This window comes from Flagellatimonas centrodinii (genome assembly GCF_016918765.2).
Lineage (GTDB): Bacteria > Pseudomonadota > Gammaproteobacteria > Nevskiales > Nevskiaceae > Polycyclovorans > Polycyclovorans centrodinii.
The window spans coordinates 1,258,326-1,283,608 of sequence record NZ_CP092104.1; the positions used below are offsets into that span (position 1 = coordinate 1,258,326).

At 65.8% G+C, this 25,283-nt stretch carries 17 protein-coding genes; 5 read left to right on the top strand and 12 right to left on the bottom strand.

All coding sequences use genetic code 11. From position 1 onward, the window contains the following. Nucleotides 1-573: 573 nt before the first annotated feature. The gene (locus JN531_RS05980) at nt 574-1,713 is read right to left on the bottom strand and encodes a hypothetical protein (protein WP_228347948.1); all 1,140 of its coding nucleotides are present in this window, start codon (nt 1,711-1,713) and stop codon (nt 574-576) included. Between the two features lie 159 nt (nt 1,714-1,872). Between JN531_RS05980 and JN531_RS05985 the strand changes: the two genes are divergently transcribed. Together JN531_RS05985 and JN531_RS05990 are read left to right on the top strand one after the other, a co-directional pair. Continuing rightward, nucleotides 1,873-2,841, top strand: coding sequence for a carbon-nitrogen hydrolase family protein (locus JN531_RS05985; RefSeq protein ID WP_228347949.1), 969 nt, complete (start codon nt 1,873-1,875; stop codon nt 2,839-2,841). A gap of 14 nt (nt 2,842-2,855) precedes the next feature. Further along, nucleotides 2,856-3,302 carry a nuclear transport factor 2 family protein gene (locus JN531_RS05990; RefSeq protein WP_228347950.1) on the top strand — a complete coding sequence of 149 codons (447 nt, stop codon included), beginning with the start codon at nt 2,856-2,858 and terminating at the stop codon, nt 3,300-3,302. A gap of 9 nt (nt 3,303-3,311) precedes the next feature. On the opposite strand, the gene JN531_RS05995 is transcribed toward JN531_RS05990, so the two are convergent. The 9 genes from JN531_RS05995 to JN531_RS06035 all read right to left on the bottom strand — a co-directional run bounded on the left by JN531_RS05995 (nt 3,312) and on the right by JN531_RS06035 (nt 13,972). Beyond that, on the bottom strand, nt 3,312-3,773 hold the full coding sequence (locus JN531_RS05995; protein ID WP_228347951.1) for a hypothetical protein: 462 nt from the start codon (nt 3,771-3,773) through the stop codon (nt 3,312-3,314). Nucleotides 3,774-4,069: 296 nt separating this feature from the next. Next, complete coding sequence (locus JN531_RS06000; RefSeq protein ID WP_228347952.1) at nt 4,070-8,641, bottom strand: TonB-dependent receptor; 4,572 nt, start codon at nt 8,639-8,641, stop codon at nt 4,070-4,072. 255 nt (nt 8,642-8,896) lie between these two features. Beyond that, nucleotides 8,897-9,310: a type II toxin-antitoxin system VapC family toxin gene (locus tag JN531_RS06005; RefSeq protein WP_228347953.1), complete on the bottom strand. Its 414-nt coding sequence runs from the start codon at nt 9,308-9,310 to the stop codon at nt 8,897-8,899. After that, nucleotides 9,307-9,555 carry a FitA-like ribbon-helix-helix domain-containing protein gene (locus JN531_RS06010; protein ID WP_228347954.1) on the bottom strand — a complete coding sequence of 83 codons (249 nt, stop codon included), beginning with the start codon at nt 9,553-9,555 and terminating at the stop codon, nt 9,307-9,309. Before JN531_RS06010 ends, JN531_RS06005 begins: the two co-directional genes overlap by 4 nt. A gap of 64 nt (nt 9,556-9,619) precedes the next feature. After that, the gene (locus JN531_RS06015) at nt 9,620-10,783 is read right to left on the bottom strand and encodes a FecR family protein (RefSeq protein ID WP_228347955.1); all 1,164 of its coding nucleotides are present in this window, start codon (nt 10,781-10,783) and stop codon (nt 9,620-9,622) included. Continuing rightward, the gene (locus JN531_RS06020; RefSeq protein ID WP_228347956.1) at nt 10,780-11,334 is read right to left on the bottom strand and encodes an RNA polymerase sigma factor; all 555 of its coding nucleotides are present in this window, start codon (nt 11,332-11,334) and stop codon (nt 10,780-10,782) included. The genes JN531_RS06015 and JN531_RS06020 overlap by 4 nt, the downstream gene beginning before the upstream one ends. Nucleotides 11,335-11,664: 330 nt before the next feature. After that, on the bottom strand, nt 11,665-12,615 hold the full coding sequence (locus JN531_RS06025; RefSeq protein ID WP_228347957.1) for a MerR family transcriptional regulator: 951 nt from the start codon (nt 12,613-12,615) through the stop codon (nt 11,665-11,667). Between the two features lie 10 nt (nt 12,616-12,625). After that, complete coding sequence (locus tag JN531_RS06030) at nt 12,626-13,003, bottom strand: hypothetical protein (protein ID WP_228347958.1); 378 nt, start codon at nt 13,001-13,003, stop codon at nt 12,626-12,628. 144 nt (nt 13,004-13,147) lie between these two features. Next, nucleotides 13,148-13,972: an EAL domain-containing protein gene (locus tag JN531_RS06035; RefSeq protein ID WP_228347959.1), complete on the bottom strand. Its 825-nt coding sequence runs from the start codon at nt 13,970-13,972 to the stop codon at nt 13,148-13,150. Between the two features lie 283 nt (nt 13,973-14,255). On the opposite strand from JN531_RS06035, the gene JN531_RS06040 reads away from it, so the two are divergent. Both JN531_RS06040 and JN531_RS06045 read left to right on the top strand, forming a co-directional pair. Next, on the top strand, nt 14,256-14,927 hold the full coding sequence (locus tag JN531_RS06040) for a hypothetical protein (RefSeq protein ID WP_228347960.1): 672 nt from the start codon (nt 14,256-14,258) through the stop codon (nt 14,925-14,927). A 111-nt stretch (nt 14,928-15,038) separates the two neighbouring features. Beyond that, on the top strand, nt 15,039-17,072 hold the full coding sequence (locus JN531_RS06045; protein WP_228347961.1) for a TonB-dependent receptor family protein: 2,034 nt from the start codon (nt 15,039-15,041) through the stop codon (nt 17,070-17,072). A 52-nt stretch (nt 17,073-17,124) separates the two neighbouring features. On the opposite strand, the gene JN531_RS06050 is transcribed toward JN531_RS06045, so the two are convergent. Further along, nucleotides 17,125-18,540 (bottom strand): FAD-dependent oxidoreductase, encoded by a 1,416-nt coding sequence (locus tag JN531_RS06050; RefSeq protein ID WP_228347962.1) that lies wholly within the window; start codon nt 18,538-18,540, stop codon nt 17,125-17,127. Between the two features lie 10 nt (nt 18,541-18,550). Next, on the bottom strand, nt 18,551-23,008 hold the full coding sequence (gene gltB, locus JN531_RS06055) for a glutamate synthase large subunit (RefSeq protein WP_228347963.1): 4,458 nt from the start codon (nt 23,006-23,008) through the stop codon (nt 18,551-18,553). A gap of 236 nt (nt 23,009-23,244) precedes the next feature. Between gltB and JN531_RS06060 the strand changes: the two genes are divergently transcribed. Continuing rightward, nucleotides 23,245-25,128 carry an MFS transporter gene (locus JN531_RS06060; protein ID WP_228347964.1) on the top strand — a complete coding sequence of 628 codons (1,884 nt, stop codon included), beginning with the start codon at nt 23,245-23,247 and terminating at the stop codon, nt 25,126-25,128. Nucleotides 25,129-25,283 lie beyond the last annotated feature (155 nt).

Genomic DNA, 25,283 nt, shown 5'->3' on the forward strand with positions numbered 1-25,283 from the left:
GCCAGCGCCTGCTGTCGCAGATAGGCTTTTGCCGTGATGGCCTGTGCACCATGGAACGCCCGCATGGGCACGCGTAACAGCCGCGCCGCCACCCGCGATTGCGGCGGCGGCAACAGGGTGTAGACCTCGGCCGCGTAGTCGTCGTCGCTGGCCGAGAAGGTGGTGGTGGTGACAACCATGGCCGACCAGCGGTCACGCAGCCGCGAAGCGCCAAAGCACTGATAGGGAAGTGTCTCCATGACACGGATGCTCCGGTGGGCACGAGGGTGACAACAGGCCCCGAAACGGGCAGCCCAGAAAGGCGATGACGGCGGGCGAGTACCCGCCGCCATCACAGTGCCGGTTCGGAGGGGGAAACTACCCTTGCCGGCGCGGAGGAGAGGATCCGCAATCCCGAAACATCACTTAATAAGACGCATTAGCAGCCAAATTCCGCACCCTTTTGTCGTTTTTATTTGCATGCAGACCGGCAAGCCCGCGATATCGGGCACAAAAAAGGGCACCCGCAGGCGCCCAACGAACCGCCGTCGCCACCCTCGCGGGTGACGCCGGCGGGTCTGCTCCGTGAACGTCTCAGGAACGCTTCACGGGCACCGTCTGGGTGCAGGTCTGCCGCAGGGTTTCGAGGTCACCACGGGCGAAGGTATTGCTCATGCCGTCAGGGTCGGTGACGGTGACATCGCCGTTGGCTTCGAACATCAGGGTGGCGGTGAGGGGGACTTCATCCTCACCCACCGTCTCGGTCTCGCCATTGGTGAGGGTGATGCTGCCGGCGACGATGTTGTCGGCGTTCAGTTCCAGGGCGTCGGTGGTTTCCAGATGGATGCCGCCGCCGAGGCAGCTCTCGTCAGCACTGGAGGCGGAGCGCAACGGCCCATCGAGGAAGAACAGCGGCTCGCCGGTGACATCGCGACGGACGAAGCGGACCGGGGGGATGTCGTCCCCGTTGCCCGTCCGACCGTAGCGAATGGCGAAGACGCTTTCCTCGGCGGCTTCGCCCTCAACCTGGGTGGCCATGGCGTTGATGATGATCAGGTTCTGGGCGACGCCGCGGGTCTCGAAGCTGTTGCCGCCGATGTCCACCGGATCGGCCGGGCCAGCGAAGTGCAGGCCATCGATCTCGACCCGATCAGTACGGGTGGTGGTGTCGTCCACCATCGACCGATAACGCACCCGGTAGGGGTAGCCATGGAATTGGTCGCCATAGAGGTCATAGGCGCCGTCGCAGGTGCCATCGCCGCAAGGCACATCAAAGCGCGCGGTGTCGAAGCCGCTGATGGTTTGCAGCGTAACCGACGCGTCGTCCGGGTCTGGCGTGGTACAGCCATAGGCGTAGTTGTTGACCACCGTGGCAACAACGCCATCCTCACCGAAGAACGGATAGGTGATGGTCTGGTTGGGCTTGCCCAGGTAGTACACGCGACCGCCGTCGTCGCACTCCACCACCGCCGGGCTGGTCGGCACCGGGCGATCGATCTGATCGTAGGCACGGCCTTCCAGCGTCACGTCGTAGATCAGGGCCGCCTGGTAGGCGAGGTCATCCGCCGCCAGCGACGCCGGGGCATTGAAGGCATCGGCGATTGCCGCCGTTGGAATCGCCGCCCAATTGGGAATGTCGAACTCATCCAGATTGTCCGAACTCGACGAACAGGCCGCCAGTGCGAGCGCACTGGCCAGGGTGCCGGCGAGGTACAGCGAGTGTGTGTTCCGCATCGTCATTGTCTTGCATCCATTGTCGTGTTCCCCACGGTTCCGTTGCGGTCTTCGCCGCGCTTGTAGAGGGAAGGACGACCGGAACGCGTGGATGGTTCCCTCCGCCGCCACCGATCGGGCTACGATGCGGTTCCCCGGTATTGCCCGCAGGAGTCCCGCATGAAAGTCGCCGCGGTTCAGATCCGCACCCGCATGGGTCAGCTCGACGACAACCTGGCACACGTGGCGCAACTGGCCGCCGAGGCCGTGGCCGGCGGCGCCCGGCTGGTGGCGCTGCCGGAGTTCTTTACCGGCGCGCTGGCGCCTGCCGTCGAGGCCTATCGGGTGGCGCTACCGGCAGCCGACAACCCCGCCATCCGCTTCCTGCGCGATACCGCCCGACAGCACACCTGCCACATCGGCGGGTCCATGCTGGTGGCCGATGGCGGCGAGCTGTACAACCGCTACTACCTGGCCACGCCTGACGGCGCCCTGCACCAACACGACAAAGACCTGCCCACCATGTGGGAAAACTGCTTCTACATCGGCGGCCAAGACGACGGCGTGTTCGAGACTGCGCTGGGCGGCATCGGTGCCGCGGTGTGCTGGGAATTGATCCGCACCCAGACACTGAAGCGGATGCGCGGCCGCGTCTCCCTGGTGATGACCGGCACCCACTGGTGGCACATGCCCGACAACTGGCCCGGCGCCGCCACCCTGCTCAAGCGCATCGCGCCCCTGAACCGGCAGATGAGTGAACAGGCGCCGGTAGAGTTCGCCCGCCGCATCGGCGCACCGGTGCTGCAGGCCAGCCACTGCGGCGCGCTGCGCGGCGACTTCTACCTCAGCCCCTACACCGACACCTGCGTGCCGTACGCCACCGAATTCGTCGGCGCCACCCAGATCGTCGATGCCGAGGGTCAGGTACTGGCGCGTCGCGTCACCACCGAGGGGCCCGGCGTCGTGTTTGGCGAGATCACGCCCGGCGCCCGGGCGGCCCCCGTCGCCCCGACACGCGACCAGTTCTGGATCCCCGACCTGCCGCTGTTCCACCGCATGTACTGGGACCAGCAGAATGCCGCCTGCAAAGCGGTCTATCGGCGCCATGGCCGACAGCGCGGTCTTGATGCCGCCCACGCCAACACCTGAACCCGGACGCTCGCATGGATGCCCAGCCCGACGACCGCCGCCACCTCGGTGATAACACCACCTTCGCCCGCGCCTTCGAGGCGGCCTGGGCTGACGCCAGCCCGGCGCGGCTGGTCGCACTGCTGCATCCGGAGGTCACGCTCTACCAGCCCACCGTGCCACCGCTGCGCGGACGCAATGCGGCACTGCGCGACTTCACCGCCCTGTTCCGCTGGTTGCCCGGCACCCGCGCCACGGTGGATCACAGCATGACGCTGGGCGACACCTGCTACATCGCCTTCCGTCTGCAGTTCCCCATCGGCGATGGCAGGCTGGAGGTGCGCGCCGTCGACCACTTCGTGCTCAAGGACGGCAAGGCCTACAGCCGCCGCGCCCATTTCGACCCGATGCCCCTCGTCGTCGCCGTCGCCGTGCGGCCGTGGCTGTGGTGGGGGTTTCTGCGGTACCGCTTCCAGCTTTGAACGGGGGCCCTAGGGCGCAGCCGACATCAAACTGCCCAGCGGCGTCATGTCGCTGTTCACGCCCTGGCCGCGATGTGGCATGCGCACGAACTCGTTCTGGGCGACGGCGTTCTCGCGCCTGAGCTGCTTCATCAGCTTCTCGCAGTCCTTGCGCCGTGCCTCGCACAAGGCATCCATGTTGATCTGCTTGCCGGCGCCACTGCCGCTCACCGTACGCCGGATCACCGACGGATAGGCCACGTGATCTTCCGGCACGAACGACCACAGCACATTGCGTGTGCGGTCCTCCAACTGCAGCCAGCCGTCATCGTTGGTGCTGCGCCGCAGGCCGTCGCGCTGCAGCAGCTTCTCGTGCGCTTCTTCCACCGTGTAGAACCCCACCGGCGAAGTGGGGCCAATGTGCATCTCCAGCGTGGCCTGCTCAACCTGCGCCGACACCGCACAAGGCAGCAGCAATAGCCCGGCAGCCACGCCCTGAATAAGCGACGGGTGGGAACGAAAACATATTGGGGAATACCGATGCGAAGCCATGGTCACCTCCAGACGGGGGCGCCCGGGCGGGCGCGGGAATGGCGCGTCTATTCTTTAAGACGACTTTTAGCGAAAAAGCCGCACATGGGGTGTGGGTATGGCGGGCGGGGCCCTCCGATCACCACCCTGCTTTACCGCTCGCGAAGACGGCTTTGCAGGGTGCCGACGCTGCCGCCGTCTGAACCCGGCATGGAGAAGGCGGCGGGACAATCCCGCCGCCTTGTTGCCCCACGGGCTCAACCGCCGAAGCCGATCCCCAGTTTCAGGGTCGGACCCTCGATCGTGCGGTCGTAGGTCTTGCGTTCTTCCACACCGCCATCAATGGCGTCGATGTAACGCTCCCAGCGGTAACCCGCCGACAGGCTCAGGCTGTTCACCCGATAGCTCAGCCCCAGCGTCGCGCCCACCATCGGCACCGTCTCCGAGGTGCTGCGGCGGGTGCCGGGCACAGTGCGTTCGGTAATGGTGGTCGGCGTTTGCGGCGGTTGTTGGAAGCCGCTAGCCTGCGTCGCCGTCCAGGCGTAGTACCACTCACTCTCCTCGCTGTCGGCAATGTCGGTGGTCTGACGACCGAACAGGGCCCCACCGCTCAACGACCAGTCCAGTTCCACCACACCCGACTGCGGGTTGCCGAACAATGGCGAGGCGGCACTCCAGGTCAGCAGCGGGCCGGTGCCGTCGAAGCCGCGCCGGGCATCAAAGTCGGCCTGATACACGGTGTGGGTCACCGGCCGCTGGCCGACAAAGAAGACGTCGACATTCTCGGGAATCATCCAGTCCGGCACCCCTTCCAGCGCCGCCTGGGTCTGCGAGATCAAGCGCGCCCGCCGCACTGCCAGCTCGACACTGGACCGCGAGAAGGTGCTCAGCTCCAGATCCCGGCGGATCGCCACATCAAACAGACGATAGCTTTCGGAGGCCCGCATCTCGGCCGCCACCCGGTTGGTACGAGAATAACTCTGCAGATCGATCCAAATCGGCGCCGGAATAGGATTGGTGCACTGTGCCTCGAAGGAGCCGCCTACCAACGGGCAGAAGGGCTCGGTCTCCCAGGATGCGCCGCCCGCCACCGAGTGGCGCAGATTCCCCTGACGATAGCCCACCGACAGTGTCCACGGCCCCGCATCGGGCCGCCAGCCGAGCTTGATCTCGCGGGTCTGGCCCCAGCCCAGGTCGGCGCTCTGCACACCCTCAGCGATATCCAGCGGTCCGGAGAAGGCGTCATAGAAGGTCGGCAGCGCCGCCGTATTGTCAGCATCCACCCGTTGCACCTGCCCGCCCACTTCCAATTGCAGCGGCCAGCGATGACCCGCATCAAACCGCCGCCCGAAGTTCCCCAGGGTCGACCCACCGCCCCAGTTCTTGGTCACCCGCAGGCCGAACAGTCGCGGCTCGGTGAGGAAGATGTTGGTGGTCAGGCCGGTGTCGTCGGAATTGAGGAAGGCGCCGGAGATGGCGGTTTCATCAAACACGTTCTTCACATAGGCCATCACGTTCCAGCCCGAGGCTTCGTTCATGAAGATCGCCGCCACGTTGGCCGTGTAGTAGTCGTCCAGTCGACTGAACTCATGGTCGTTGAAGATGCGCCACCAGGATTCCGACTGCCAGTGCAGATCGGCATGCAGGGTCATCAGCCAGGCATTGCCCAGCGGCAGGATGTAGTCGCCGGTCAGGGTCAGGGTGTAGTTGGGCGCATTCGGCAGTTCGTTGCCGGACAGGTCCTTCTCGAAGCCTTCACCGTTGTTGGGGGCGGTGGCGGGATCCCAGCCGGGATAGTTGGGGTGGAACTGCAGAGTCCCTGCCCCGCTGTCCTGTTCGGTCGGATCCGCCACGTAGGGCAGGTTGGTGACCGGGTCATTGCCGTTCAGATAGGCAATTTCGCAGCCGCCCGCTCTCCCCCCTCCAACGCCACCCAGGCCTGCGGGGCCCGGAACCCCATCTGTGGCCGGGTACTTGAGCCCGTCAAACAGCCACTCCGGAAGAATGCAACTGGAGGCATAGGTGGGGAACGGCCGCACCACCACCCAATCCTCGTTGCCGGCGGTGCGGTCCATCAGGTCGATGGCCTTCTCACCATCGCCGATACGGGTCTTCTGGTAGCCGCCCTTGAAGCCCAGCCGCAGGTTGTCCAGCGCATACCAGTCGGTCTCGAGTTCGAAGCCCCAGATTTCGGCATCAAAGTTCCGGTTGAAAGCGGAGCGATCGACGATCTCGGAGATCTGGTAGTCGTGGTAGTTGTAGTAGAACGCCGCCATGTTGACCGTCAGACGGCCATCCAGGAGGGTGTTCTTGGTACCAATTTCGTAGGCGTTGATGAACTCGGGCTCAAAGGTTCGCGGCCGCGTCGCCGAGACCGCGCCAAGTCCCTGTGCCTGGATCGGGTCGCCGTAGTAGGTGTAGACAAACCCCGGTGGGTTGGCCCCCCCCGCCTTGTAGCCACGGCTGAATGACCCGTACACCAGGGTCTCGTCAGTGAAGCCGAGATCGGGCTTCCAGTCGAGCACGATGCGGCCGGTGGGCTCGCGCCAGGTTTGCGAAATGACTTCGGCGGTCGGGTAGCCGACCGTCAGAGACGCCAGGGTCCAGCTGGGGATGCGCGGGGCATCCTTTTCATCCTCCGACCAGCGCGCGCCCACCGTCAGCTTCAGGTCGGGCGTGATGTTGTAGTAGGCCTCGCCGAATATCGCCTGCGAGTGCAGGGTGTAGGGGTTGCGACTGAGGAAGTAGTTATGGCCCTTGTCATTGAGACTGCCGATGGGGTTGGGATCAATGTAGACACACTGGATCACACCATAGACCTCCGCCGGATCGCCCGGCGCATAGCCATTGGGCAGGCAGACGCCGTTGTCGCTCACCCCTGCGACATACGGCAGACGTGTTGGGCCCGAAGTGCCACTACCCAAGGCCGCAATCAAGCTGATGGAGTTGAAGAAAACGTAGTACTTGTCCTCCGTGGTATAGCGCAGATAGTTGGCGCCCAGACTGAAGTTGAACGGCCCGTCAAAGTCGGAGGCAATGCGCAGTTCCTGGCTGAATTGGCGCGATTCAGCGGTGGAGATATCCACCGCCACCAGACGATCGGAGCAGCCGAGTTGTGGGTCGCAGAAGATGCCGCCGTTCTCACCCTCCAGCAAAACACCCTCGCGAAAATTTACGCCCGGCGTAGAAGGGTTCTGCCAAGCCCCTGGTGCCGTATTGAAGCGGTTGAAGTCTTGTAGCGAGTAGACGAAATCATCGCTGTAGGACGTCTCCGAGCTCAAGGTCAATGCATCGGTCAACGCGACGTTGATCTGCAGTTCACCAACATCGGCCTTGGCGCGATACTCGGGATTGATGGTCGATTCAATCGTCCGCAAATCGAGCTGCTGTGACGTACTGAGATAGGGATCATCCAAGGCAACCGGCAGGCTGATACCCGCGAGCGGGGCATAGTAGGGCAACATCAAACCATTCGGCGTCTGGAATGATTCATTGGCATACAGTGAACCGCGCTTGCACCCTTGGCTCAGCGTGGCCTGCACACCTGAGAAGAGACTTGTTGGCTGTCCAGCCCCCGACAGGCGATCAAAGTAGTCAACATCAAAGCCGGCCACATTGGTGACAACATCCTTGTCACACAACTGCTTACCCGAACGCAGACGGTCGTCGTCTTCCTCGAAGTGCTCCCAGATCAGGTTGGCTTCAATGATGTCGTTGGGCTTGAACCGCAGCGAGGTGCGGGTGGACCACAGGTCCCGCCCGTCGATGGGGCTGTCGGTGATGGCGTTGTCGGCGTAGCCGTCACGCTTGGTCCAGGCGCCGGCAAAGCGTAGGGCCACGGTGTCTTCCACCAGCGGCAGGTTGATCATCTGCTCGATGCGGTGGCTGTTGTAGTTGCCCATGTCCACCGACGCGCGCGCTTCTGCGTAAAAACTCGGCTTGGCGGTGATCAGGTTCACCACCCCGGCGGTGGCATTGCGGCCATAGAGGGTGCCCTGCGGTCCGCGCAGTACCTCGATGCGCTCGAGATCGTAGAACTCCTGCTCGAAGAAACGGTTGCGGACAAACGGGGTGTTGTTCATCGCCACCGCCACCGCCGGATCGGTCGTCGCCGAGATGGCCTGGGTGCCAATCCCGCGGATCTGGATCGAATAGCCCGAGAAGTTGGTCTTGGTGAACGTCATGTTCGGGACCTGGGTGATCAGGTCCGGCCCGCCTGCGATCTGACTTTTGGTCAGGTCTTCCATGCTGAAGGCACTGATGGCGATCGGCACGTCCTGCAGCCGCTCCGACTTCTTCTGTCCGGTGACAATGATCTCTTCCACCCCGGCGCGGCGGGCGATATCGACCTGACTGGTGCCGCCGGGTTCAGCGGTGGTGTCGACACGGGGATCAAACAGCTCACCGTTGGCGTTCGGATCGCTCGCCGCTTCTGTCGAGGCACTCGGGGCGGTGGTGTTGTCCGTAGCGATGACAAAAGGGCGTTCGGTGAGTTCACCCTGTTCCACCACGAAGGCATTGGGCGCCACACTCTTGTAGGTGAGGCCGGTGCCTTTGAGCATCTGGAACAGGGCTTCGGTGGCTTCGTATTCGCCGTTGAGCGCGTTGCTCTCGAAACCTTGGGCGGCTTCTTCCGGCACCAGAATTTCAAAGTCGGCCTGTAGCGCCAGCGTCTTGATGGCGCTAGCGGCGGGCTGCGACGGAATGTCGAACCGCTGCGTGCCTTGTGCGCTGGCCATTGCGGGCAGTAGGGCAGCGCAGAGCAGAGCAATGCGGAATGGCGCCTTGCGGCAGGCACGGAGCATCGTGCCCCAGTGTTGATTGATCATGTGTCCCCTCCAGGTACGGGTACGCCTGCTGGGTGGCGTACCTGTTATCTGTAACGCGGGCGCGGCGGAAACCCCTCAGGTTGGCGCCTTTGGCGCCAGGGAATGGAGAATTGGGAGTTTGTAGCGGGTGCGCGGTCAGAAGCGCCAGTGACGCTTCTGAGCCTGCGGAAAACGGGCGGCAGCCCCGAGGAATCGTAGAAGCAACAGCAGCCTTAGCCGCGAGCAACGAGCAAGGGGATGCTGCCCCTCGCGGTGTCAGCACTCGAACGGGTTGACGACGGGCGTCGGCAGGTCGTCGAAGTGGCGGAGGTTGCGGGTGGCCAGGGTGGCGCGGCGGGCGATGGCGATGCCGGCAATCTGGGTGTCCCGTATATCGACCGGACGGCCATCGCCGCGGCGGCGTGCGGCAAGCCGGGTGGCGGCGAGGGCAGCGGCTTCGTCGAAGGCGACAATGCGGCCTTGCAGGTCGTCCGCCAGCACCTGGTTGAAGCGCTGTTCCAAGGCTTTGCGGCGGCGGCCCGCTGGCAACAACTCCAGGCCCATCTGCGCTTCGAACAGGGTGATGCTGGTGAGCCAGATCCTGGCGGCATCCTGCTGATTCAACCACGCGACGACGGCGGCCTCGCCGGCCATCAGGCCTGACAGGACGTTGGTATCGAGCAGAATCACGGCCCGAATGATGCGGGTTCGGCTTCCTCGCCTCGCAGCTCGGGCAGGCCCTCAGTGAAATTCAGACCTTTGAAGCGGGCGGCAATGCGATCGCCCAACGGCGATTCCGGCACATCGCCGCGACTGACTGCGGTGCGCAGAATGTGCCGGACCTCGGCCTCCATGCTGCGGCCATGGTGGGCGGCCCGGCGTTTGAGTTCCCGCTTGATATCGTCATCAAGGTTGCGGACGGTGAACTGGGCCATGGGGTGCTCCGGCAACTAAGTGATATCACGATATCACTCGGCTTGCGTCCCGCCAACCCTGCGGTCAATGCACTCGCTCGCCCAAGTCCACGGCGCTGGGGAAGCCCTCGGCGGTGAGGGTGCCGCCGTCGAGGGTGGTGACGGCCGGCACCAGCAACAGGCTGCGCTCGGCGGCGAGGGTTTTCACCGGGAACGAGCTGCGCAGGGCGTCGACAAAGGTTTCGGCGCGGCCAGCGCGGAACACGCCGGTGATGCGGACCGCGGCCAGGGTGGGGTCGAGCACCACCAACTGCACCGGCGAGTAGCGGTTGACCTCGCGGATGACATCGGCGAGGCGTTCGTTTTCGAACACCAGGCGGCCGTTGAGCCAGGCAGTGGCGCGCTCGAGGTTGGCGGTATGGCGTTCGCTGATGCCCGTGGGGGTGATGTTCAGTTGCTGGCCCGGGGTCAGGACGTGAGGGGTGCGGGGTGAGGGGTGAGGGGAGACGCCTTCGGCGTCGGGAATCGGGAATCGGGAATCGGGAATCGTGGCGGCGCGGTTGGCGACCGCGGGCGGTGCTGCGGAGGTGAGGGCGGCGACTTCGACTTTGCCTTCGATGAGGGTGACCTGCACGTCGTCACCCTTGCGGTAGACATCGAAGGCGGTGCCGAGGGCGCGGATGAGGCCGTTGCCGGCTTCCACTTCAAACGGGCGCAACACGGCGTGTGCCACCTTGAAGTGTGCCTGGCCGCGTTCCAGCACCACCCGCCGGGTGCGCAGGCCGTACTCGACGCGGATGGCGGTGTCGGTGTTGAGGGTGACGCTGCTGCCATCGGCCAGCGAGATGGTGTGACGGTCGCCAGGGTCGGTGCGGTACACCCGGTGCTGCAGTGGCATCAGGGTGAAGGTAAGGGCCACCGCCAGCGCGGCGGCAACGCCGGCGGCCAGCCCGGCACGACGGCGACGCACGCGCCGCCGCCCGCGGGTGCTGGCGGCCTCGCGAGAGGCATCGACGGCGGCACGGCGTTCAGCCGCCACTGGCGGCAGGTCGGCGACATGGTCGAGTTGTTGCCAGAGGGCCAGCAGATCCTGCCAGGCCTTTTCGTGGCGCGGGTCTTCGGCCAGCCAGCGTTGGTGCGCGGCGCGGTCGCGGTCGCTGCAGCGGTCGGATTGCAGGCGCGCAAACCAGGTGGCGGCCTGTTCATCGGCGGCGCTCAGACGCGGGTCGACGTGGGTCTGCGTGTTCATGGCGTGGGTGGCCACTGGGCCCGCAGGTGTTTGAGGGCGTGAATCATGTGCTTTTCTATGGCGCTCACCGACACGCCGAAACGCTGGGCAATTTCGGAATAGCTCAGGCCTTCATATTTGTTGAGCAGCAATACGGCGCGGCATTTGGGGGTGAGGCCGCTCATCATCTGCATCACCTGGGCCAGGGCTTCGCGTTGCTCGTAAGCGGCTTCGAGGCTTTCCGGGTCTTCCAGCCGCTCGGCTTCGTCGTCGAGATTGACGTGCTGCGTCTGGTGGCGCACGGCGTTGCGGCGGATCTGGTCCTTGAGCACATTCGCCGCTACCCGGAAGACGAAGCCCTGCGGTTCCCACAGTTCGGCGCTGGTGTCGCGGCGGCTGATCTTGATGAAGACATCCTGGGTGAGGTCTTCGGCATCGGAACCGGTGAAGCCGCGGCGTTCGAAATAGCGCACGAGCGCCGGCCGAAAGCGCTGATAGAGCGCCTCCACCTCTGCATCCGCCAGTCCCAACCGCCGCTTGCCGTCGCGGTGATGGGGTGCCATGTCGGCCATCGTTTCTCCACCCGGACGGTGTCGCCCGTGTCACCTGCCTGCCGTGCGTCTGCTGATCTTGCGGCGCGCACTCACCATCAGGATATAACGCACGCGGGTGGAAAACCCCTCAGGGAACCTCTGCACAGCTACTGCGCTCGGCATCTTGAGCGCCGGCGGTGCTCGGAATGCTCATGTATTGCCCCATACACTCCGCTTCCTGCGCTCCGGCGGCGCTCACCGTTCCGTCGGGAACGAAAGCGGCGCGTAGCCCCGAAGGGGTCAGGCACACGGATGTGCCTGACAACCTGCCTTCGCTCGCGACGTTGTGCAGAGGTTCCCTGGGGTGGGCTACACCTGGATGTTCTCGGCGGTCAGCAGTTTCTTCAGTGCGGTCTCGAGCGTGTGCCGCGCCTTGGCGCTGGCCTGATTGAGCATCTTGTGGATGCTCAGGTCATCCGGGGAGCGCACCTCGCACTCGGAACTGTAGCGCTCGAAGGCGGCGAGGCTGGCGATCTGCATCGCGAGATGCTGCGGGCATTCACACTGCACGCTGCTGTTGAGGGCGCCGAGCTTCTGCAGCTGGGTGTCGGTGAAGTGCCGCGGGGGCACGACGGCGTCATCGGCGTCATCCCGCGGCCGCACGGGGGCCCCGGCGTCGCCACCGCAGGCCTGCGCCAGCCGGCACAGCCGCAACAGTTGCGGGATGTCGGCCGGCGCCCGCACGCAGAGCACATCCATCAGGTCGAGCCGCCGCAGCAGTTTCCGGTTGGTGAAGGCGTAGACAACGATGTTGAGCCGGGCGCCGGTCTGGCGGATCAGGTCCAGCACCGCTTCGAGATCATCGGCGTGGAAGGTGGGCAGCTCGAGGATCAGCGCGTCGAGCCCGGCGTCGGCCAGTTCGCCCGCTTCACTGATGTCGTCGAACTGGGCGACCAGCTCGACGGTCGGGTCGGCCACCTCGGAACTGAGCATCAGCGCCGGCAAGGCCGGGCCGATCACCGCAATCCGCGAGGGTGCGCTGCCGGCGCGATCACCCAGGCCGCCGCGAATACGCTCCTGCAGTTGGGCATCCGTGAGGGTGACGACCGAGCCGATCTGATGCCCAGCCTGAACGGCGGCGTGCAACAGGGCCAGCCGTGCCACTTGCTCGCGCCGATAAATGCGGCCCCCGGCGGGGGTGCGCAACGGGGTCACCACCTTGTAGCGGCGCTCCCACATCCGCAGCGTGGGGAGGGCGATGCCGGTCATGCGTGAGACGGCGCCAATGCGGTAGCCGTCTTCGGGGGGGTTGCGGGTCATGGGGTCGGTCTCAGGCGGGTTCGGGCGTGGGGCGGCGATAGGCCGGGGCCGCGGCCAGCTCTGCCGGGGTCCAGTCAAGCAACACCGGGAACGCGCGCATCCACGGCTTGCTGCCGGCGCGCGGCGCACGTCGCACCAGATGCCAGCCCAGCCATTCAAGGCCGTGCTCGGTCTCGATCAGATACTGGGTGATGGCGCCCTGGAACTGCTCGCCGTCATTGGGTTGCGGCAGCTGGAAGCGTTTGCCCTGCAATGACAGGCGCCCGAGATGTGGCATGACCGGGGCGCAGGCCGCTTCGATAGCGCTGCGGGGGCGGGCGACGGCGCGAATGCAGCCGGGACCGCGACCATGGGCAATAACTTCGTCGCCGACTTGATAACGTTCCATGATTGTTCACCTTTGCCTGCACAATGGATGAACACGTTGCCACAGAATTTGAGCGCTGTCCACACAAATATGAACAAAAGATGTCGTCTTGACGCCGAACGGCTTGGCATGGGCGGCGTGACCCCCGTCCTGTCCGGCTTTAGTTCAAGTTTTGCCGGCGGCATACCATTCGCGAATCCGGTCTTCACGCTCGAAGCTGTCGAGAAACGCGGGCACGGCCAGCGACGGCATGGCGGCGCTGATCAGCCAGCCCTGCAACTCGTGCACGCCCTGGTCGCAGGCGAACCGCAGCGCGCGGGGCGAGTCGATGCCCTCGGCGCAAGCGCGCAGCCCGAACTTGCGTGCCACCACCATGCACGACTGGAAAATGATGCGGGCCTCTGCGTTGTCGGCTACATGGCGGGTAAACGACTGGTCAATCTTCAACTGGGTGAACGGCGCCCGCGAAAGCTGCTCGCCGGAGGAGTGCCCGGTGCCGAAGTCGTCGATCGCCAGCTGGAACCCGGCCGCCCGCAGCCGCACGAGGCTTTCCAGCCCTTCCGACAGGGCAGCCAGCGGGGTCGATTCGGTGATCTCCAAGACCACCCGCTCCGGCGACACCTCGTGCGCCCGCGTCACCGCCAACAGGCCGGCGGCCACCCGGGGCTGCACCAACGACTCGGCCGACACGTTCAGGGCGATCCCCAGCGTCGGCCGCAACCGGAGCCAGCCGCGCAGGGCGGTGAGGGCCCGGTCGAGCAGTTGCAGGCTGAGATCGTCGATCTGCCGCAGCGCTTCAAGCCGCGGGACGAACAAAGCCGGCGGGACCATGCTGCCGTCCTCCAGTACCAGGCGGGCGAGCACTTCAAATCCGGCAACCCGTCCGGTTTCGACGCTGACCTTGGGCTCGAAGTAAGGCTCGAAGCGACGCTCCTTGAGCGCCTGCAACAACACCTCGTCGTCGGGCAGGGGGCCGGCAGGGGGCGGCATGGGGGCTCTCGAGGCGGCCAAATAATGAAGAATGAACACTGTACCGCAGGCGCCGGCTGGCGGCGCCTGTACAGCGTTGGCCTTTGGTCGAGTTCTGTGCCCACTTCGACGGTGCCAGGACGACCGGCCGTGGACGCGGGGAGAACGGCTGACGTGACAGGGGTGATCGTCGTGCACGGCATGACGGCGCCGTCCTACGCCGGCTGACGCTTTCGGCGGAGGGCGCTTAATTGAACGGGCGGTCAGACTGCCGCCTCCCTCAATTTGCCCCAGGATTTCTACGATGCGGACTTTCAACCCGGTCGCACCGACGCGTGCTGCGCTGCTCGCTCTTGTGCTGCTCACCGGCTGCAGTGGCGACGATGTCGCCGGCCCCCCGAACGAGGCCGAAGTTGGCGAACTCGCCTGCAACCAGTACACCCTGCCCGGCGCAACGGTGACGGCCACCCGCAGTGGCCTGCTGTGCACACTGCTCGGCGGACTTGCCTGTGCGGTGAACGACGGCATCAATGCCATCGATGGCAAGCCGTTCACGGCCGCCGAGGTGGTCTATCGCGCCGGCCTGCTCGACCCGCTGCTGATGGGCAGCTCCGGCCTCAAGGTGACCCTGCCGCAAGTGGTGCCGGCCGGCCGTTTGGCCAGCTTCGATGTGGCCGTCAATACCGGTCTGCTGGCGGCCACGGTGGGGCGCAACATTACCGTCAGTACCTCGCTCAACGGTACGCCGGCTGAAAGCCGCGGCACCGGCACCTTGCTGGCACTGGAAGTGTTCAACCTGCGCCGCGTGCTCGGAATCGAACTTGACGCAGACGTGCAGCGCGGCCTGGTCGGCTTCATCAACACGATGCCGTACAACGAAATCGAACTGCGGGTGAGTTCGGCCATCCTCACGGTGGACCTGACACCCGCGCTCAAGGTGTACGACACCTGCCTGAACGGCGCCACCGCGCCCTGAGGCGGCTGGACGCTCGGGGCAGACCGGCTGCGGCCTGCAGGCAACATGGCGACATCGTGAGACACTCTCCTCCAGCACGCGTAGACGTGTTGCCGCCCTTAGGAGACCCCCATGACTGCCGCCCGCTGGCACCTTGCACTGTTGCTGTGTCTGCCCCTCCCCGCTGTCGCCGCGGATGACAGCGAAGCCGCCACCCCGCTTTCAACCGTGGAGGTGCGGAGCCCGCGCCTGACCACCCCGTGGCGGGAGATGCCCGCCAGCATCGGCGTGGTCGAGGCCGGTCAGCTTGCGGGCGCACCGGGCCTGGCCCTGGATGAGTCGCTGAACCGCATTCCCGGCGTCTACGCGCAGAACCGCTACAACCTCAATCAGGGGCTGCGGGTGTCGATCCGCGGCTTCGGCAGCCGCGCCAGTTTCGGCACCCGGGGTATCCGGGTAATGGTGGACGACATTCCGTTGACCAACCCCGACGGCCAGACCGACCTCGATGCGCTCGACCTGGCGCTGGTCGAACAGGTCGAAGTGCTGCGCGGGCCGGCCTCGGCGCTCTATGGCAACGGCGCTGGCGGCGTCCTCTTCATCACCACTCGCGCATTGCCGGAGGCCGGCCTGGGCCGGCTTGATGTCGTCGCCGGTGAACTGGGCGAGCGGCGTATCCGCGGCGAGATTGGCGGTCAATTCGGCGATATCGGCGGGCTGCTGTCACTGGCGCATCGCGAAGTCGACGGCCACCGCGAAAACATGGCGGCCGACAGCCTGATCGGCAGCGGCCGGCTGGCCTGGCAGGTGGGCGGTGGGACCCTGCGCGCGGTGGTACAGACCCTGGAGATCGACGCTCAGGACCCGGGCGGGCTCAACCTCAACGAGCTGCAGGCGACTCCCGGGGCGGCCAACCCCAACGCGCTGCGCTTTGCCACCGCCGAAGCCATCGAGCAACAGCGGCTGGGCCTGAGTTATGTCGCCGGCCTCGGCGCGCGCACCGACTACCGGCTTCGCAGTTGGGTGGGTGAACGCGACTTTGCCAACAGCCTGCCTTTCGCCGGGGGTGGACAGTCGGCCTTCGAGCGCAGCCTGGGCGGACTCGGCGCGCAACTCGACCATCGCCTGCAGGCCCTGGGCGGCCTGCATCGGCTCAGCGTCGGCATCGATTTCGAAACCCAGACCGATACCCGCAGCCGGTTCAACAACGGAGACGGCGGCGTACGCGGCGAGCAAACGCTGCTGCAGGACGAAAAGGCCGAGAGCCTGGGGCTGTTCGTCAGCGACCAGGTGGCCCTGGGCGAGGCCTGGGTGCTGGCGGCGGGCCTGCGCTACGACGACCTCACACTGTCGGTCGACGATGCCTTTCTCGCCGACGGCGATGACAGCGGGCGCCGACGCTTCGACAAGACCAGCTACAACCTGGGTCTGGGCTACCGGCCCGACCCGCAACGGCTGATTTTCGTGCGTTATGGCTCGGGCTTTGAAAGCCCGGCCAACAACGAGCTGGCCAACCCGGACGGCGGCGGCTTCAACCCCGCCCTGCAACCGGCCGAGGCCGACAATCTGGAACTGGGCCTCAAGCACGAAAGCCCACAATTGCGGGCAGAGCTGGTGCTGTATGCGATCCGCAACGAGGGCGAGCTGGTGCGCTTCGAGCTCGACAACCAGCCCGGCCGCAGCTTCTACCGCAACGCCGGCGCCAGCGACCGCCAGGGGGTGGAACTCAGTGCCATCTGGCAGGTGGCCGACCCGTTGACGCTCAGCCTCAGCTACAGCGTCAACGACTACCGGTTCCGGCAGTACCAGGTCGACGGCAATGACTTCGGCGGCAACGTGCTGCCGGGCACCCCGCGCCAGCAGCTGTTTGCTGAAGCGGCCTGGCAGCCGCGCCCGGGCTGGACCGCACGACTGCAGGGCGTGGCGCTGGACCGGGTGCTGGCTGACGATGCCAACACGGTGCGAGTCGCCGGCTACGTGGTGGCCAACGCACGCCTGGCCTGGTCGGGCGTGGTGGGCGGCCTGCAGCTGTCGCCCTGGCTGGCAGCAAACAACCTGTTCGATATCGACTACATCGAAAACCTGCGGGTCAACGCCGGGTTTGGTCGTTACTACGAGCCAGCGGCCGGGCGGACGGTGGTCGGCGGCCTCAGCCTGCGCTTCTGAGTCGCCCACAAAAAAGGGCCGGCATGGCCGGCCCTGTTGCGACCTTCGGCGATCAGACGCCCAGGCTTTCGAGAATACCCTCGGCCGCCTGGCGCCCTTCATAGACCGCGGTGACCACCAGGTCGGAGCCGCGCACCATGTCGCCGCCGGCGAAGATCTTCGGGTTGGCGGTCTGGAACGCGGCTTCGGCGCCGGCGTCCTGGTGGACGCGGATGCGGCCGTCGTCATGCAGGGTCACGCCGAAGTCACCGAGCCACGCGGCCGGGCTGGGGCGGAAGCCGAAGGCAATGACCACGCGGTCGGCGGGGATGATCTGCTCGGACCCGGGCACCACCTCGGGGCGGCGCCGGCCGCGGGCATCAGGGGCGCCCAGACGGGTCTCGACCACCTTCACACCTTCGACCTTGCCATTGCCGACGATTTCCACCGGGGCACGGTTGAACATGAACTTGACGCCCTCTTCCTTGGCGTTGGCGACTTCGCGCTTGGAGCCGGGCATGTTCGCCTCGTCGCGACGATAGACGCAGCTGACGCTGGCCGCCTGCTGGCGGATGGAGGTGCGGTTGCAGTCCATGGCGGTGTCGCCACCGCCCAGCACCACCACCCGCTGGCCGGCCATGTCGATGAAGTCGGCCGGATCCTTCTCGATGCCCATCACGCGGTTGATGTTGGAGATCAGGAAGGGCAGTGCCGACACCACGCCCGGCAGATCCTCACCGGGGAAGCCGCCGGTCATGGCGGTGTAGGTGCCCATGCCGAGGAACACGGCGTCGTATTCGGCGAGCAGCTGCGCCATGGTCACGTCGGTGCCGACATCAGTGTTGAGGCGGAACTCGACGCCCATGTATTCCTGGATGTTGCGCCGGTTCTTGACGACGTCCTTTTCCAGCTTGAACGGCGGGATACCGAAGGTGAGCAGGCCCCCGATCTCGGCCTGGCGATCGAACACGACCGGCTTCACGCCATTGCGGGCGAGGATGTCGGCGCAGCCCAGCCCGGCGGGGCCGGCGCCAATGATGGCCACCTTCTTGCCGGTGGCAACGACGCCCGTCATGTCCGGTCGCCAGCCCTGCTTGAAGGCCTCGTCGGAGATGTACTTCTCGATCGAGCCGATGGTGACCGCGCCGAAGCCGTCATTGAGGGTGCAGGCGCCTTCGCAGAGCCGGTCCTGCGGGCACACGCGGCCGCAGATTTCCGGCAGCGAGTTGGTCTTGTGCGACAGCTCGGCAGCGGCGAACAGATTGCCTTCCTCGACCAGCTTGAGCCAGTTGGGGATGTAGTTGTGCACCGGGCACTTCCACTCGCAGTAGGGGTTGCCGCAATCGAGGCAACGCCCGGCCTGGGTGGCCGCGTTGTCGGCCGGGAACTGGCCGTAGATTTCGCGCCAGTCGTGCATGCGCACTTCCACCGCGACCTTCTTCGGGTCCTGTCGGGAAACTTCTAGAAACTGCAGGTGATTCTTTGCCATGTCTGGGTCCTTACGCCGCGGCCTTGACGGCGTGGATCAGCGAATTGATTTCAGCGGCCTTCGGCTTGACCAGCCAGAAGCGCCCGACGAAATCGCGGAAATCATCGAGGATGTGCTGGCCCCATTCGCTGCCGGTGGCCGCCACGTAGTTGCGGATCAGCCCGCGCAGGAAGTGCTGATGGCCTTCCATGCTTTCGGCTACGACCCGATGAATGTCGATGAGTTCATGGTTGTAGCGGTCGACGAAGCCACGGCTCTCGTCGAGGACATAAGCAAACCCGCCGGTCATGCCGGCACCGAAGTTGACGCCGACATCCCCCAGTACCACGACCACGCCGCCGGTCATGTATTCGCAGCCGTGGTCGCCCACGCCTTCAACCACCGCCGTAGCGCCGGAGTTGCGTACGGCGAAGCGTTCGCCAGCGGTGCCGGCGGCGAACAGGGTACCGCCGGTGGCGCCATACAGGCAGGTATTGCCGATGATGGCGGCCTCGGTGGTCTTGAACCGCGAACCCTGCGGCGGCTTGATGACGATGCGACCGCCGGCCATGCCCTTGCCGACATAGTCATTGGCTTCGCCTTCCAGCTCCAGATGCAGACCGCCGGCATTCCAGACACCGAAGCTCTGGCCGGCGGTGCCGTTCAGCCTGAGCGTGATGGGCGAATCGCTCATGCCGAGGTTGCCGTGGCGCTTGGCGATCTCGCCGGACAGGCGCGCGCCGATCGACCGATCGCGATTGGTCACGGTGTAGCTGAACACGCCACCGGTCTTCTGTTCGATGGCGGTGAGCGCGTCGCGCACCATGGTCTCGGCCAGCTCGGCCTTGTCGAACGGATGATTGGGACCGGTACAGAAGTGGCCGGATGGCAACACCATGCCGGCCGACGCGAGGATCGGCGACAGGTCGAGTGCACGCTGCTTGTCGGTGGTGCCCGGCTGGATCGCCAGCAGCTCGGATCGCCCGATCAGCTCGGCCAGCGTGCGTACGCCCAACTGCGCCATCAGCTGGCGGGTTTCCTCGGCGACGAAGCGGAAATAGTTCATCACCATTTCCGGCAGGCCGATGAAGTGCTTGAGACGCAGCACCTTGTTCTGGGTGGCGACGCCGGTGGCGCAGTTGTTGAGGTGGCAGATGCGCAGGTACTTGCAGCCCAGGGCCACCATGGGCGCGGTGCCGAAGCCGAAGCTCTCGGCGCCGAGGATGGCGGCCTTGATGACATCAAGCCCGGTCTTGAGCCCGCCGTCGGTCTGCACCCGCACCTTTTCCCGCAGGCCGTTCATGCGCAGCGTCTGGTGGGTTTCGGAGAGCCCGAGCTCCCACGGCGTGCCGGCGTACTTCACCGAGGTGATGGGGCTGGCACCGGTACCACCGTCATAGCCGGAGATGGTGATGAGGTCGGCATAGGCCTTGGCCACGCCGGCGGCAATGGTGCCGACACCCGGGCCGGACACCAGCTTCACCGACACCAACGCGGCCGGATTGACCTGCTTGAGGTCGAAGATCAGCTGCGCCAGATCCTCGATCGAGTAGATATCGTGATGCGGCGGCGGCGAGATCAGCGCCACGCCGGGCTTGGCGTAGCGCAGGGTGGCGATCATCTCGTTGACCTTGTCGCCCGGCAGCTGGCCACCCTCACCGGGCTTGGCGCCCTGGGCCACCTTGATCTGCAGCACCTCGGCGCTGGCCAGATACGCCGGAGTCACGCCGAAACGGCCGGAGGCCACCTGCTTGATCTTGGAGGTGCGCTCGGTGCCGTAACGCACCGGGTCTTCGCCGCCTTCGCCGGAATTGGAGCGGCCGCCGAGCCGGTTCATGGCGATCGCCAGCGCCTCGTGGGCTTCCGGCGACAACGCGCCCAGCGACATGCCGGCCGAATCGAAGCGCTTGAGGATCGATTCGATCGGTTCGACTTCCTCCAGCGGGATCGGCGTCGCGTCCTTCAGCGTGAACAGGTCGCGGAACGCGGTAACCGGCCGGTGATTGACCAGCGCGGCAAACTTCTCGTAGTCGCTGTACTCGCCACTCTGCACGGCATCGTGGAGGGTGCGGATGACATCCGGGTTGTAGGCGTGATATTCGCCGTCGTAGACGAACTTCATCAGGCCGCCCTGGTCGGCGCTACGACGGGGGTTCCACGCCGCCTTGGCGAGCAGTGCCTGTTCGGCTTCGAGGTCCTGGAAGCGGGCACCCTGGATACGGTTGACGGTGCCGGCGAAGCACAGCTCCACCACCTCGCTGTGCAGCCCGACCGCTTCAAACAACTGCGAGCCACGGTAGCTGGAGATGGTGGAGATCCCCATCTTCGAGATGATCTTGTAGAGGCCCTTGTTGATGCCCTTGCGGTAGGACTGCCCGAGCGCCGCCTCGTCCTTCTCGACACTGATCTCGCCGCGCGCGCGCATGTCGTAAAGCGTGGCGTAGGCGAGATAGGGATAGATCACGCTGGCGCCGTAGCCGATGAGGCAGGCGAACTGGTGCGGGTCGCGGGCGGTGGCGGTTTCCACCACGATGTTGCAGTCGCAGCGCACGCCTTCGGCGATCAGTCGGCTGTGCACCGCGCCGGTGGCCAGCAGCGCATGGATCGGCAATCGACCCTTCGTCAGCTGGCGGTCGGACAGCACCAGGATGACCGCACCGCGATCCCGTACGGCAGCGACCGCGAGGTCACCCAGCGCGCGGATGGCGGCATCGAGGCCAAGGCTGGGGTCATAGTGCAGATCCAGCACTTCGTGGCCGTAGATGGGGTCGGCCAGCAGCGAGCGGAACTTGCTCTCGGACAGCACCGGCGAGTCCACCAGCAGGCGCGCGGCGCGCTCGGGGGTTTCCTCGAACATGCCCGACTCGGCGCCGAGCGAGCACTCCAGGCTCATCACGATCTGTTCGCGCAGCGGGTCGATCGGCGGGTTGGTGACCTGCGCGAAGACCTGGCGGAAGTAGTCGTAGGGCGAGCGGATCTGCCGCGACAGGGCGGCAAAGGGGGTGTCGTCGCCCATGCTGCCGATCGTCTCCTGACCGCTTTCGGCCAGCACCCGCACCACTTCGGTCCGCTCCTCGTTGGTGAGGGCAAACATCTTCTGATAGACGGCGATATCGGCCGGCTGCAGGCGGTCGAGCGAGTTCGGGTCGTCCGACAGGCTGGATTCCAGCCGCCGCAGCTTCTTCTTCAGCCACTGCTTGTAGGGATGCCGCGAGGCGAGCATGCCGTCGATGTCGGCCGGCCGCAGCAGTTCGCCGGAGTCGGTGTCGATGGCGAGCATCTGGCCGGGGCGCAGACGCCCCTTCTCGACCACATCTTCGGGTGCGTAATCGGACACGCCGATCTCGGAGGCCAGCACGATGGTGCGGTCACGGGTGATGACATAGCGCGCCGGGCGCAGGCCGTTGCGGTCGGTGGCGCAGACAGCGTAGCGCCCGTCGGTGATCACCACGCCAGCGGGGCCATCCCAGGGCTCCATCTGCAACGAGTTGTATTCGAAGAAGGCGCGGACATCAGGGTCGAGGTTTTCGACGTTCTGCCAGGCGGGCGGGATCAGCGCTCGCATCGCGGCGAACAGGTCCATGCCGCCGGCGAGCAGCACTTCCAGCATGTTGTCGAGGCTCTGCGAGTCGGACCCGCGCATGTTGACCAGCGGCGCGATCTCGCTGATATCGGGCAGGTCCTTGCACTCGTACTTGCGGGCACGGGCCTGCGCCCACTGCCGGTTGCCGGAGATGGTGTTGATCTCGCCGTTGTGCGCCAGGTAGCGGAACGGGTGGCAGAGGTGCCACTTCGGCAGCGTGTTGGTGGAGAAACGCTGGTGGAACACGCAGATGGCGGTTGCCAGGTCTTCGGCCTGCAGGTCGCGGTAGAAGGTCGGCAGATACTCGGGCATCACCAGGCCCTTGTAGACCAGCACCCGGCAGGACAGCGAAGTGATGTAGAAGGCATCGTCGCCTTCGGCTTCCAGACGCTTCTCGGCGGCACGACGGGCCTTGAACAGCTTCAGCTCAAACACCAGCTTGGGCAGCTGCGCCGGCGAGGTGATGAACACCTGCTCGAAACGCGGGATGTTGCGCAGGGCTTCTTCCCCCAGCGCGCTGTTGTCGGTCGGCAGCACGCGCCAACCCTGCAGGGTGAGCCCCTGCACGGCCAGGGCTTCGGCCAGCACGGCGCGCGCGCGCGCCGCCGTCTTCTCGTCCTGCGACAGGAAGATGTTGCCGGCGCAGTAGGGCAGGTTGCCGAGCGTGATGCCGGCCTCGCCCGCCACCCGCCGCAAAAAGGCGTCGGGTTTCTTCATCAACAGGCCGCAGCCGTCACCGGTCTTGCCGTCGGCCGCAATGGCGCCACGGTGGGTCATGCGCTGCAGCGCGGTGATCGCGGACTGCACCAAGGCATGACTCGCCTGGTCATCCATTTGCGCGATCAGCCCGAAACCGCAGCTGTCACGTTCAAATTCCGGCCGATAGAGGCCCTGTTCGGTCACCATTTACCATCACCTCACGTAAAAAAGGGCGGCGATCACCCCCGACCGCGCTCTCGTGAGAGGGCGGCCGCTGACTCACTCTTGGGAGGGGAGGCGCGGGGGACGTCGCTGCGGTGCAACATTAGAATTATAAGGACGCACCCCCCGGCGTCAATGTCGTACAGGTGCCAAGGGGGCCGCCGCACCCGGATTCTGATCGAGCGGCTATGCTCCGGCCGTCTCCCACCACCGGACACACGATGCGTACTGCCTCCGCGTTCAGCCTGCTGCGCCAGCGCCGCTTCGGCTTCTTTTTCTGGACGCAGACCCTCGGTGCGTTCAACGACAACGTGTTCAAGAATGCGGTGGTGATCCTCATCACCTTCGGTATCGCCGGCGTCGGCGCCGACCAGGCCAACCTCTACGTCAATCTTGCTGCCGGGCTGTTCATCCTGCCGTTCTTCCTGTTCTCCGCCACCGCCGGCCAGGTGGCTGAAAAATATGAGAAAGCGCGCCTGATCCGGGGCATCAAGGCACTTGAGATCGGCATCATGCTGCTGGGCGCGCTGGCGCTGTGGCAACAGAGTCTGCCGCTGCTGCTGGGTGTGCTGTTCCTGATGGGCAGCCAGTCGGCGCTGTTCGGGCCGGTGAAGTACGCGATCCTGCCGCAACACCTGGACGAGGCCGAACTGATCGGCGGCAACGCCTGGGTCGAGGCCGCCACGTTTCTGTCGATCCTGATCGGCACCCTGGTCGGCGGATGGCTGATCGCCCAGCAGGGTGGCGGCACCTGGGTGGCATTGGTGCTGGTGACGGTCGCGGCGCTCGGCTACCTCACCGCCCGCGGTATTCCGCGCGCCCTGCCCACCGCACCGGACCTGCGCATCAACTGGAACCCGCTGACCGAGACGGTCCGCAACCTGGCTTTCCTGCGGCGGGAGCGCACCGTATTCCTGTCGGTGCTGGGCATTTCCTGGTTCTGGTTCTTCGGCGCCCTGTTCCTGTCACAGCTGCCGAACTACACCAAGCTGCACCTGGGCGGCGACGAGACCGTGGTGACGCTGCTGCTGGCGGTGTTCTCGCTGGGTATCGGCGCCGGCTCGCTGCTGTGCGAGCGGCTGTCCGGGCGCCAGGTGGAGATCGGCCTGGTGCCGCTGGGCTCGATCGGACTGACGGTGTTCGGCATCGACCTGTTTCTGGCCGCGCCCGGCCTTGCCGCCGCACAGGGGCTGGATGCCACAGCGTTTCTGGGCCAGGCGGCGAACCACCGGGTGCTGTGGGACCTCGGCCTGATGGGCCTGTCGGGCGGCCTGTTCATCGTGCCGCTCTACGCGCTGGTGCAGACCCGCGCAGCGCCCGCCCATCGCTCTCGCGTCATCGCCGGCAACAACATCCTCAACGCGCTGTTCATGGTGGCGGCGGCGCTGACCGCGGTGGTGTTGCTGCAGGCCGGGCTCAGCATCCCGCAGCTATTCCTGGTGGCCACGCTGATGAATGCCGCGGTGGCGGTGTTCATCTACAGCCTGGTGCCCGAGTTCCTGATGCGGTTCCTGGTGTGGATGCTGATCAACAGCCTCTACCGGATTCGCCGCCAGGGCCTGGCGCACATCCCCGACACCGGGCCGGCGCTGATCGTCTGCAACCATGTCAGCTTTGTCGACGCGCTGATCCTCGGCGGCAACATCCGGCGGCCGGTACGCTTCGTGATGTACCACAAGATCTTTCGCATTCCGGTGCTCAACTTCATCTTCTGCACCGCCCGCGCCATTCCCATCGCGCCCGCCAAGGAGGACCCCGAGCTGATGGAGCGCGCCTTCGGCGAGATCGCAGCGGCGCTGGCCGCCGGCGATGTGGTGGGGATCTTTCCGGAGGGCGCGCTGACCGCCGATGGCGACATCGCCACCTTCCGTAGCGGGGTTGAACGGATCATCACCGCCAGCCCGGTGCCGGTGATCCCGATGGCTCTGCAGGGGCTGTGGGGCAGCCTGTTCAGCCGTCGTGACAGTTTCCTCGGCCGCTCGCGACTGCCGCGGCGCTTCTGGTCCCGCATCGGCATGGTGGCGGCGCCGCCGGTGCCGCCGGAACAGGTCAGCGCCGCCGGTCTGGAGGCGCAGGTGCGGGCGCTCCGCGGCGACTGGGCGTAGCGGGGGCGCGAGAAGTGCGTCACCGCCGCCCGGCGAGACCTTAACGCGGACGCGGGGTGCGGCGGTTCGGGGCCGTCGCTGGACACGACGTCCAGCGTCGAGCGATCCATGGATGGACTTGAGCGCGTCCCGAAGCGCTGTGCCGCGTGGCCGCC

Coding starts and splice junctions, on each gene's coding strand:
- JN531_RS05980 (WP_228347948.1), bottom strand. CDS start 1,713: ATGCGGAACACACACTCGCTGTACCTCGCCGGCACCCTGGCCAGTGCG.
- JN531_RS05985 (WP_228347949.1), top strand. CDS start 1,873: ATGAAAGTCGCCGCGGTTCAGATCCGCACCCGCATGGGTCAGCTCGAC.
- JN531_RS05990 (WP_228347950.1), top strand. CDS start 2,856: ATGGATGCCCAGCCCGACGACCGCCGCCACCTCGGTGATAACACCACC.
- JN531_RS06000 (WP_228347952.1), bottom strand. CDS start 8,641: ATGATCAATCAACACTGGGGCACGATGCTCCGTGCCTGCCGCAAGGCG.
- JN531_RS06010 (WP_228347954.1), bottom strand. CDS start 9,555: ATGGCCCAGTTCACCGTCCGCAACCTTGATGACGATATCAAGCGGGAA.
- JN531_RS06015 (WP_228347955.1), bottom strand. CDS start 10,783: ATGAACACGCAGACCCACGTCGACCCGCGTCTGAGCGCCGCCGATGAA.
- JN531_RS06020 (WP_228347956.1), bottom strand. CDS start 11,334: ATGGCCGACATGGCACCCCATCACCGCGACGGCAAGCGGCGGTTGGGA.
- JN531_RS06025 (WP_228347957.1), bottom strand. CDS start 12,615: ATGACCCGCAACCCCCCCGAAGACGGCTACCGCATTGGCGCCGTCTCA.
- JN531_RS06030 (WP_228347958.1), bottom strand. CDS start 13,003: ATGGAACGTTATCAAGTCGGCGACGAAGTTATTGCCCATGGTCGCGGT.
- JN531_RS06035 (WP_228347959.1), bottom strand. CDS start 13,972: ATGCCGCCCCCTGCCGGCCCCCTGCCCGACGACGAGGTGTTGTTGCAG.
- JN531_RS06040 (WP_228347960.1), top strand. CDS start 14,256: ATGCGGACTTTCAACCCGGTCGCACCGACGCGTGCTGCGCTGCTCGCT.
- JN531_RS06045 (WP_228347961.1), top strand. CDS start 15,039: ATGACTGCCGCCCGCTGGCACCTTGCACTGTTGCTGTGTCTGCCCCTC.
- JN531_RS06050 (WP_228347962.1), bottom strand. CDS start 18,540: ATGGCAAAGAATCACCTGCAGTTTCTAGAAGTTTCCCGACAGGACCCG.
- gltB (WP_228347963.1), bottom strand. CDS start 23,008: ATGGTGACCGAACAGGGCCTCTATCGGCCGGAATTTGAACGTGACAGC.
- JN531_RS06060 (WP_228347964.1), top strand. CDS start 23,245: ATGCGTACTGCCTCCGCGTTCAGCCTGCTGCGCCAGCGCCGCTTCGGC.